Below are 9,229 nucleotides of genomic sequence, written 5' to 3'. Positions count from 1 at the left end.
CCCGTTCGATCCCGGCGATCCCATGCGCACGCCCAACACCCTCGACGTGGACGACCCTAAGGTGATGACGGCCCTGGTCGACGCAGTGAAGCAGCTGCGCGACCTGAAAATCCCCATGGATGCGCCGCTGGCCGCCGTGCAGACCGAGCCCCGCGGCGCGGAGCGCATCGCGATCCACGGCGGACCTGGGCCGGAGGGGATCTTCAACGTGATCACGCCGGTGGACCTGCGTCCCGAGATCGGCTGGGCGAAGATTCGCCACGGGTCGAGCTGGATCATGGCGGTGGAGTTCACCGACGCCGGGCCGGTCAGCCAGGGCGTGCTGACCTATTCCCAGTCCACCAACCCGGCGTCGCCAAACTTCGGCGATCAGACCCGGCTCTATTCGCAGAAGGGCTGGGACGACCTGCGCTTCACGCCAGCGGCGGTGAAGGCCGGCGCGGTCTCCACGTTGGTTCTGGAGGAGGGGCGGCGCCGCTGAGCGGCGCCGCCGCGCTTTCCTAGGACAGGTGAACTTCGGCGGTCTTGTCCGCGTAGTCCTTCTTCAGGTCGGATCCGAGCAGCATCTTCACCCCGGAGAACAGGCTGTGTTCGTTGAGCCAGATCTGCGCGCGGCCCGGCGCGAAGCGCAGCAGCTGCAGGTTCGGGTCGTCCTTGCCGCCCTCGTACCAGGCGGCCACGAAGGGGCTCCAGAGCTTGTCGATCATGGCCCTGTCGTTGTCGGCTGTCAGCTCGCCCTCAATGGCCGCGAACAGGCCGTGGTCCTTGGCGGCGAAGTGGACGGTGGCCGGATGGCTGGCGCCCAGGGAGGTCACCAGGTCGGTGTCCTTGGCGCTGAAAATCCACAGCGGGCCGCGACCGTCTTCCTCAGTCTGGGCGGTCATCGGCTGGCCCAGGCCGTCCTCGACGCCGATCAGGCCCAACATGACCGTCCGGTCCGACTTCAGGGTTTTCCAGAACTTGGCTTCGAGGTCTGCAGGGGTGGTCATTGGCGCTCTCCGCGGGTTGGGTAGCCGACATAACGCGGGCCATCGCGCGCCCGTTCCGTTGCGGCGCTGAAACGCAACCGCGCTTGCGCCGCCCTGCGGGGCCCCTAAGCTATCGCCAATAACTTAGGGGGGATTTCCAAGATGATCAGTCGCGCCTATTTCGCCGCGGCCCTGACGGCGGTGACGCTGGCTGTGGCGCCTGCTCCGGCCGCCATCGCCCAGCCCGCCCGCAAGGCGCCGGTGGCAGCCCTGGTCCCGGCGTCCAGCCCGGAAGCCCTCGGGTTCGACGCCCAGCGGCTGGCCCGGCTCGACGCCTACATGGCCAAGGTGGTCGCCGACGGCCGGGTGGCCGGCATGACCACGCTGCTGGCCCGTCACGGCAAGATCGTCAGCTACAACACCTACGGCAAGAAGAGCCTGGCCAGCGGCGAACCGATGACCAAGGACACCATCTTCCGCATCTATTCGATGACCAAGCCGATCACCGGCGTGGCCATGATGATCCTCTTCGAGGAAGGCCGCTGGCGGCTGGACGACCCGGTCTCGCGCTACATCCCGGAGTTCAAGAACCTCAAGGTGATGACCGGCCTCGACGCCGCCGGGAAGCCGATCCTGGTGGACGCCGCGCGGCCGCCGACCCTGCGCGAGATCATGAGCCACACGGCAGGCTTCGGCTACGGCCTGCAGGACGAGCATCCCGTGGACAAGCTGTACCGCGAGAAGAAGGTCCTGGGCTCGGCCGGCCTGCAGGAGATGATCACCCGCACCGCCGAGATCCCGCTGGTCTCGCAGCCGGGGACGGCGTGGCGCTATTCCTCGTCCGTCGACATCCAGGGCTATATCGTCGAGAAGCTGTCGGGCCAGACGCTGGGCCAGTTCTTCGACCAGCGGATTTTCAAGCCGCTGAAGATGAACGACACCGCCTTCTTCGTGCCGGCCAACAAGGCGAACCGCCTAGCCGCGGTCTATGTGGCCAACCGCGAGACCCGCAAGATCGAGGAGGCCAAGCGCGTCTTCGACAACGACATGCCCACCTACCTGCAACCGCCCGGCATGGAATCCGGCGGCGGCGGGCTGGTCTCCACCACCATGGACTACGCCCGCTTCGCCCAGATGCTGGCCAACGAGGGCCAACTCGAGGGCGTGCGCATCCTGTCGCCGGCCACCGTGGAGCTGATGGGCGCCAACGCCATCCCGCGCGAGGTGCTGGTCAATTCCAACGGCACGGCGGGCCTGCGCTTCAACGAGGCGGTGGGCTTCGGCATGGACCTGATGGTGGTCAACGACCCGCGCCGGGCGGGCACGCTGGAAGGTCAGGGCTCAATGAGCTGGGGCGGCGCGGCCGGCACCTGGTTCTGGGTCGATCCCACCAACGACGTGATCTTCGTGGGCATGATCCAGCGGATCGGCGGCACCGGCGGCGACGATCTGGGCAGCATGGCCCGGACGCTGACCTATCAGGCGCTGGTCGATCCGGAGAAGTAGGCAGGGCCCGGCGCGGCCCGCGAGGGTCGCGCCGCCTTGACATCCGCGGGCCTGCGTGCGCCCTTCCGCGCCTCGCAAATCACCCGAATTCGTCAGAAAAAATGCACGCCTACCGCTCCCACACCTGCGGCGCGCTCCGCGCCGCCGACACCGGCCAGACCGTCCGGCTTTCCGGCTGGATCCACCGCAAGCGCGACCACGGCGGCCTGGTGTTCATCGATCTGCGCGACCACTACGGCCTGACGCAGCTGGTCATCAGCCCGGAGACCCCGGCTTTCCAGACCATCGAGCGCCTGCGCGCCGAGAGCGTCATCCGCGTGGACGGCGAGGTGGTCGCCCGCTCCGCCGAGACCGCCAATACCAACCTGCCCACCGGCGAGGTGGAGATCCGGGTCCGCGATGTCGAGGTGCTGTCCGAAGCCTCAGAACTGCCATTGCCGGTATTTGGCGAGCCCGACTATCCGGAAGAAATCCGCCTGAAGAACCGCCACCTGGACCTGCGCCGCGAGACGCTCCACCGCAACATCGTGCTGCGCTCCAAGGCGATCCACTCGATCCGCAGCCGGATGATCGAGCAGGGCTTCCTGGAGTTCCAGACGCCGATCCTGACGGCCTCGTCGCCGGAGGGCGCCCGCGACTTCCTGGTGCCGTCGAGGCTGCATCCGACCAAGTTCTACGCCCTGCCGCAGGCGCCGCAGCAGTTCAAGCAGCTGCTGATGGTGTCCGGCTTCGACCGCTATTTCCAGATCGCGCCGTGCTTCCGCGACGAGGACCTGCGCGCCGACCGCAGCCTGGAATTCTACCAGCTCGACGTGGAGATGAGCTTCGTCACCCAGGAAGACGTGTTCGCCGCCATCGAGCCGGTCATGCACGGGGTGTTCGAGGAATTCGCCAACGGCAAGACGGTGACCCCGTACCCGTTCCCGCGCGTCGCTTACCTGGACTCCATCGCCAAGTACGGCACCGACAAGCCCGACCTGCGCAACCCCATCGAGATGCAGGACGTCTCCGACCACTTCCGCGGCGCGGGCTTCGGCCTGTTCGCCCGCATCCTGGAAGATCCCAAGAACGCCGTTTGGGCCATCCCGGCGCCGGGTGGCGGATCGCGCGCCTTCGCCGACCGGATGAATTCCTGGGCGCAGAGCGAGGGCCAGCCGGGCCTGGGCTACATCTTCTGGCGCGAGGGCGAGGAGGGCGCCGCCGGCCCCATCGCCAAGAACATCGGCCCCGAGCTCACCGACACGGTGCGCGCGCAATTGGGCCTGAAGGTCGGCGACGCGGCCTTCTTCGTGGCTGGCGATCCGAAGGTGTTCCACAAGTTCGCCGGACTGGCCCGCACCAAGGTCGGTACAGAGCTTGGCCTGGTGGCCGAGGACCGCTTCGAGTTCGTCTGGATCGTCGACTTCCCGATGTTCGACTGGAACGAGGAGGAGAAGCGCGTCGACTTCTCGCACAACCCGTTCTCCATGCCGCAGGGCGAGCTGGAGGCCCTGGAGACCAAGGACCCCTTGGACATCCTGGCCTATCAGTACGACATCGTCTGCAACGGCTACGAACTGTGCTCGGGCGCCATCCGCAACCATCGCCCGGACGTGATGCTGAAGGCCTTCGCGATCGCTGGCTACGGCCCCAACGTGGTCGAGGAGCAGTTCGGCGGCATGCTGAACGCCTTCCGCCACGGCGCGCCGCCGCACGGGGGCCTCGCCCCCGGCATCGACCGCATCGTCATGCTGCTGGCCGGTGAGACGGCGATCCGCGAGGTCATCGCCTTCCCGCTGAACCAGCAAGGTCAGGACCTGATGATGAATGCGCCGGCCGAGGTCGCCGAGCGGCAGCTCAAGGAGCTGCACATCCGCCTGGCGCCGCCCCTGAAGGCCTAGCTACCGAACGCAAATTAGCGCGGGTTCGGCGGCGAGGGCGACGAAGGGGCAGACGGCGGGGAAGGCGGCGTCACCCGGCCCACGGTCCGGGCCGCAGCGCGGGCTTCGATGGCCGCTTCGGCGGCTTCGGCTCTCGCCTCGGCGCGGGCTTCCGCCGCGGCTTCAGCGCGGGCGGCGGCCTGCGGGTCGTGCCGGCGCACCACCGCGCGGACGTGGTTGCAGGTCTTCACGTAGAGACCGGCCGCCACCTTGGTCCTGGCGTCGCCGCAGGCCCCGTCGAGCTGGTCCTGATCGAGATTGCGGGCGCGCGAGAGATCGGCGCCGCTAATCACCGTGCGGCGCATGTCGGCGTCGCGGAAATCGGCGCCGTGGAAGCTGCCGCCGGTCATGTTGACGGCCTGCAGTTCGGTGGCCCGGAACGAGGCCTTGTCGAACCGGCCCCAGGAGAGGTTCGCGCCGGTCATCTCGGCGTCCTGGAAGTCGGCGCCCTGGGCCGAGGCCTTGGTGAAGTTGGCGGCCTGCAGCGCCGCCGCCCGCAGCTTCGTGCCGTGCAGGGTGGATTTCGAGAAGTTTGCGCCCTGGGCCCCGATGTCGGAGAGGTCGGCCTTGGTGAGGTCGGCCTCGCCGAACATGCCGCCACGGGCCTCCGCGGCGCGCAGGATGGCGCCCTGCATCTGGGCCTTGCCGAAATTGGCGCCGGTGGCCTTGGCATCGGACAGGTCGGCCCGGGTGAGGTTGGCCGAGCCGAACATCACGCCCTTTGCCTCGGTGGCGCGCAGGCGGGCGTTGGAGAGGTTCGCGCCGTTGAAGTTGGCGCCCATCATGTCGGCGTCGGAGAGGTCGGCGCGCGACAGGTCCGCGCCGGAGAAGTTCGAGCCGATGAAGCGGGCGGTGCGCAGGTCGGCGCCCACCAGGGCCGCGCCGGCGAAGTTGGCGCCGACGAAGCGGGCGCCCACCAGCTTGCGGCCGGACAGTTCGCACTTTTGGCAGGCGCCGCCGAACGAGGTCATCTTGGCCACTTCCTTCTCGCCAAGCCCGGCGGCGCTGGCGACGGCCGGCGCAAGCACCAGCACGGCGGCGTAGACGGCGAAGAGGCGGTTCAGGCGGGCCATCCGGGCGGCAATCCTTCGGAACTGGGACCTGATTGCCCCCATGCCCCCTCGGGCGCCACTTAATTCGCGGTAATTGTCAGGGCCTTAGCCGCCGAGATCCTCCCCTGCGCGGGAGGCCCGCGCGCCGCAGGTTTCGCAGATCATCGCCTGGCCCTTGCGCACCACGGCGATGTCGCCGCAGGCCGCGCAGACATCGGCGGCATCGAACCCGAGAGGACCCGCCGGACGGTTCGCCACCGGCAGGAAAACCAGGTTGTCCGGGGCCGCGCCGCGGGAGAATCCGCGAGAGATAAACCGCGAGGCCGGCTGCGGCGCCTCGGCGTCGGCAGCGTCCGCGGCGTCGGCCTTGCCACGGCCCAGGCCGTCGGCGTTCAGCTCCTGGGCGTCGCTGCTGGCGAGGTCATCACGGCCCAGGTAGGAGACCCCCAGCTCGCGGAAGATGTAGTCGAGGATCGAGGTGGCCGACTTCACCGTGTCGTTGCCGGTGACCGGGCCGGCCGGCTCAAAGCGGGTAAACACGAAGGCGTCCACGAATTCATCCAGCGGCACGCCGTATTGCAGCCCGATCGAAATCGCGATGGCGAAGTTGTTCATCAGCGATCGGAAGGCGGCGCCTTCCTTGTGCATGTCGATGAATATCTCGCCCAGCTCGCCGTCGTCGTACTCGCCGGTGTGCAGGTAGACCTTGTGGCCGCCCACGGCTGCCTTCTGGATATAACCCTTGCGGCGGTCGGGGAGTTTGCGGCGGGTGCGGTCGCGTTCCACGATCCGCTCGACGATGCGCGCCTCCGGCTCGGGCGGGCTTTCCCGCAAGGTCCGGCTGGGCCCCTCCGTGGGCGTCGGCAGGTCCAGCGAGAGGCTGGCCGGCGGCGTGGCGCGGCGCACGCGAACGGCGAGAGTGGCGGTCTCCAGGGCGGCCAGCACATCGCCCGGTGTCGCCGACCAGGGCAGGACGACGTCCAGCACCGGCGGACTGTCCAGGATGGGCGCAAGGCCCTCCAGCATGGCCGCACGGGCGCCGGCGCCGAGGGCCTCCGCCGTCCGGAACGCCGCTGCGGCCGGATCGTCCTCGGCAAGGCAATCGGCGCCGAGGCCGTGGACCTGGGCCTGGGCGATCTCATCGCCTGCAAAGCCGGCCAGCGCCAAGACATCGAGGGCCGGGTCGGCCATCTGGTCGGGCGTGGCGGCCAGCACGTCGCGGACGAAGCCCTCGCCGATCACCGCCGGGGCGAAGGCCTCGGCCAGCCGCGTCACGAAGGGCAGGGCGGCCTCCACGGCTTCGATCTCGTGGGCGGTGAAGCCGCGGGCGGTCAGGCCGCGGTGATCGACGCCGGGCGCCTCGGCCAGGCTCTGCTCGCCCAGCAGACGGACCCGGGCCGGTCCGGCGGGCGCCCCAAGCGCCTCCAGGCCGCGCAGGGCGGCGTCAGACAGCACCCGCACCATGGCGCCGTCGGCGGTCTCGGCCAGGGCCACCGGCCCGCCCCAGGGCGCGGCGTCCAGGCGTCCGCCCAGCCGCAACGCCAGGTCCGGGTCGTCGAACAGGCCCAGGCCGCAGCTGAGTTCCGCGGCGGCGATCGCGCGGCGGGCGGTGCGGAAGAGCTCACCCGCCGCCTCCCGGGCCGGCAAGCTGCCGAAATCCAGGCCGTGGGCCACCAGCCAGTCGCCGAGGCCGGCGAGGCCTAGCACCGCGGGCCCGTCATCGGCCGCGGCCAGCGCCTGACCGGCCAGGATTACCGCCGCCTCAAAGGCGTCGATGTCGAAGGCGCGGCCAGTCCACAGGCCCATCAGGTCGACCCCGCCCCGCGCCACGCCGACCTGGGCGGCCACCGCCTCGGCGCCGACCAGGCTGGTGGCGACGGTCAGCGCGCCCGTGGTCCAGGCCGCCAGGGCCACTGCGCGGTCGGCCGGGACGCCGGGCGTCAGTCCCACCACCACCTGCGGGGCAGAGATCGCGGCCATCGGTGCGGCAGGCCAGGCGTCCTCGTCCGCCCGGGCCAGGGCGACCGCCTCCAGGATCATGGAATCTGTGGCGCCCGCCGCCCGCGCCGCCTCGGCCGCCCGGGCCAGGCTGAGGTTGCGGCCCGGGTCGGCGCAGGCGCCGGCGTCGCCCTCGCAGCGGGCGATTGCGTCCATCACCGCCTGCAACCGCCAGCCTAGCGCCTCGGCCGCCGCGCCAGCCGCTTCCCGGCCGCGATGGTTTGCCTGCAGAGCCTGCAAACTATCCCCGAAGTCCGCGTCGTCGGCGTCAAACACGGCCAGTTCGACGGGCGCCGAAACGCTCAGGGCCACGACCCCGGTGAGGAAGGCTTCGGTGAGCGCGTCGCGGAACCGGGTGCGGGCGCGGACGTCCTTGACCAACCCCTTGGCCTGGGCGCGGGCGGTCAGTTCCTCGACGCGCTCGGCGAGGGCGGCGGGCAGGTCCGGGTTTCCCCCGGCCCAGTCGAACCAGGCCTCCACCCGCGCGTCGCTCCAGTGGATTGGCGCCTCGACCTGCGCCAGGCCGTTCGCCTGTTCCAGCACCCGGCCCTCACATCCCGCCCGCGACACCGCCATCAGCCGACTCCCATGAGGCTACGGTAGGCGGGCAGGGCCGCGGCGATCAATAGATGTTGCGGTCTCAGGCGGGTTCATCCCCAACATATTGTTGCAGGGGCGCGGCGTCCCGGCCGCTGGACGCTCCCCGGAGCCCCGCCTATAGTCCGGCCGCGTTCACGCCCCAGCACCCAGCAGTCGAGCCCGCAGTGTCCATCCTCAAGACCATCTTCACCTGGTGGAACGGCGCCACTATGGGCATCCACTTCACGGTGGCCAAGCGTGGCCTGTTCGTCGGCCAGGATGAGCTCGGCAACAAGTATTACGAGGCCAAGGACACCCGCGACAGCTACGACGGGCGCAAGCGCCGCTGGGTGATCTACAACGGCTACGCCGAAGCCTCGAAGGTCTCGCCGGACTGGCACGGCTGGCTGCACCACACCTTCGTCGAGCCCCCCACCGAGGCGCCTTTTGCCCTCAAGCCGTGGGAGAAGGCGCACCTGCCGAACCTGTCGGGCACCATCCACGCCTACAAGCCGCAGGGCTCCCTGGCCCGCGGCGGCGAGCGCCAGCGCGCCACCGGGGACTACGAGGCTTGGAAACCGGAATAGGCCCGTGCAGCGCCCCTCGCTTTCCCGACCCCTTCATCGCCTCGCCTGGCTGGCTGGCCTGATCGCCATCGCCGGTGCGGGCCTGGTCTCCGCGCAGCCTGCACCCCCCGTCAGCCCGCCGACGCCGACCCCTCTGCCGCCGCCGGAGGATGCGCCGGCCGTCGCCCCGCCGGTCGGCGCAGCGCCGCCGGAGGAAGCCCCACCGATCAACGTGCCGCCGCCGGCCCCAATCCTGGTGCCGCCGATCTCCGAGAAGGAGGTGGTGGCCGCCCCCGAGCCCAAGGACAAGCCGCCCGAGACCCCGGCCGTGGTCATCCGTCGTGCCCGCTACGACGTGGCCGTGCTGCAGGCCATCGACAAGGTGACCGCCGAGACCCTGCGCTTCGAGGCGCCGGTCGGCCGGCCGGTCCGCTACAAGGGGCTGATCTTCACCGTGAAGGCCTGCGAGCGCGCCGCCCCGGACGAGGCGGTGAAGGACTCCATCGTCTACATGACCATCGACAGCCAGCCGCGGGCCCAGCCGGGCAAGCCGTCGCCGCCCCCGCGCCAAGCCTTCAAGGGCTGGATGTACGCCGCCTCGCCGGGCCTGAACCCGCTGGAGCACGCGGTCTACGACGCCT

General features: G+C 70.1%; 8 protein-coding genes. 5 read left to right on the top strand and 3 right to left on the bottom strand.

What is annotated here, in order from left to right; all coding sequences use genetic code 11:
- On the top strand, positions 1–481 hold a 481-nt coding region (locus tag ACLL81_RS15100), incomplete at its 5' end, for a penicillin acylase family protein (RefSeq protein WP_411289183.1).
- Between the two features lie 19 nt (positions 482–500).
- Here the strand turns inward: ACLL81_RS15100 and ACLL81_RS15095 are convergent.
- A complete protein-coding gene (locus ACLL81_RS15095; RefSeq protein WP_411289182.1) occupies positions 501–989 on the bottom strand; it encodes a pyridoxamine 5'-phosphate oxidase family protein in 489 nt (162 codons plus the stop codon).
- Positions 990–1,130: 141 nt separating this feature from the next.
- On the opposite strand from ACLL81_RS15095, the gene ACLL81_RS15090 reads away from it, so the two are divergent.
- Entirely contained in the window at positions 1,131–2,474 is a 1,344-nt protein-coding gene (locus ACLL81_RS15090; protein WP_411289181.1) for a serine hydrolase domain-containing protein, read from the top strand.
- Positions 2,475–2,575: 101 nt separating this feature from the next.
- Complete coding sequence (gene aspS / locus ACLL81_RS15085) at positions 2,576–4,354, top strand: aspartate--tRNA ligase (protein ID WP_411289180.1); 1,779 nt, start codon at positions 2,576–2,578, stop codon at positions 4,352–4,354.
- A gap of 14 nt (positions 4,355–4,368) precedes the next feature.
- Here the strand turns inward: aspS and ACLL81_RS15080 are convergent, their stop codons facing one another.
- Positions 4,369–5,466, bottom strand: coding sequence for a pentapeptide repeat-containing protein (locus ACLL81_RS15080; protein WP_411289179.1), 1,098 nt, complete (start codon positions 5,464–5,466; stop codon positions 4,369–4,371).
- A gap of 84 nt (positions 5,467–5,550) precedes the next feature.
- Positions 5,551–8,019 (bottom strand): ribonucleotide reductase, encoded by a 2,469-nt coding sequence (locus tag ACLL81_RS15075; RefSeq protein WP_411289178.1) that lies wholly within the window; start codon positions 8,017–8,019, stop codon positions 5,551–5,553.
- A 194-nt stretch (positions 8,020–8,213) separates the two neighbouring features.
- Here ACLL81_RS15075 and ACLL81_RS15070 point away from each other — a divergent pair, with 194 nt between their 5' ends.
- Entirely contained in the window at positions 8,214–8,609 is a 396-nt protein-coding gene (locus ACLL81_RS15070) for an NADH:ubiquinone oxidoreductase subunit NDUFA12 (protein ID WP_411289184.1), read from the top strand.
- 4 nt (positions 8,610–8,613) lie between these two features.
- On the top strand, positions 8,614–9,229 hold a 616-nt coding region (locus ACLL81_RS15065), incomplete at its 3' end, for a DUF2155 domain-containing protein (RefSeq protein WP_411289177.1).

This window comes from Phenylobacterium sp., assembly GCF_046590535.1.
GTDB lineage: Bacteria > Pseudomonadota > Alphaproteobacteria > Caulobacterales > Caulobacteraceae > Phenylobacterium.
The sequence above is the reverse complement of the archived record's forward strand: the minus strand, read 5'-3'. Positions and strand labels throughout refer to the sequence as shown.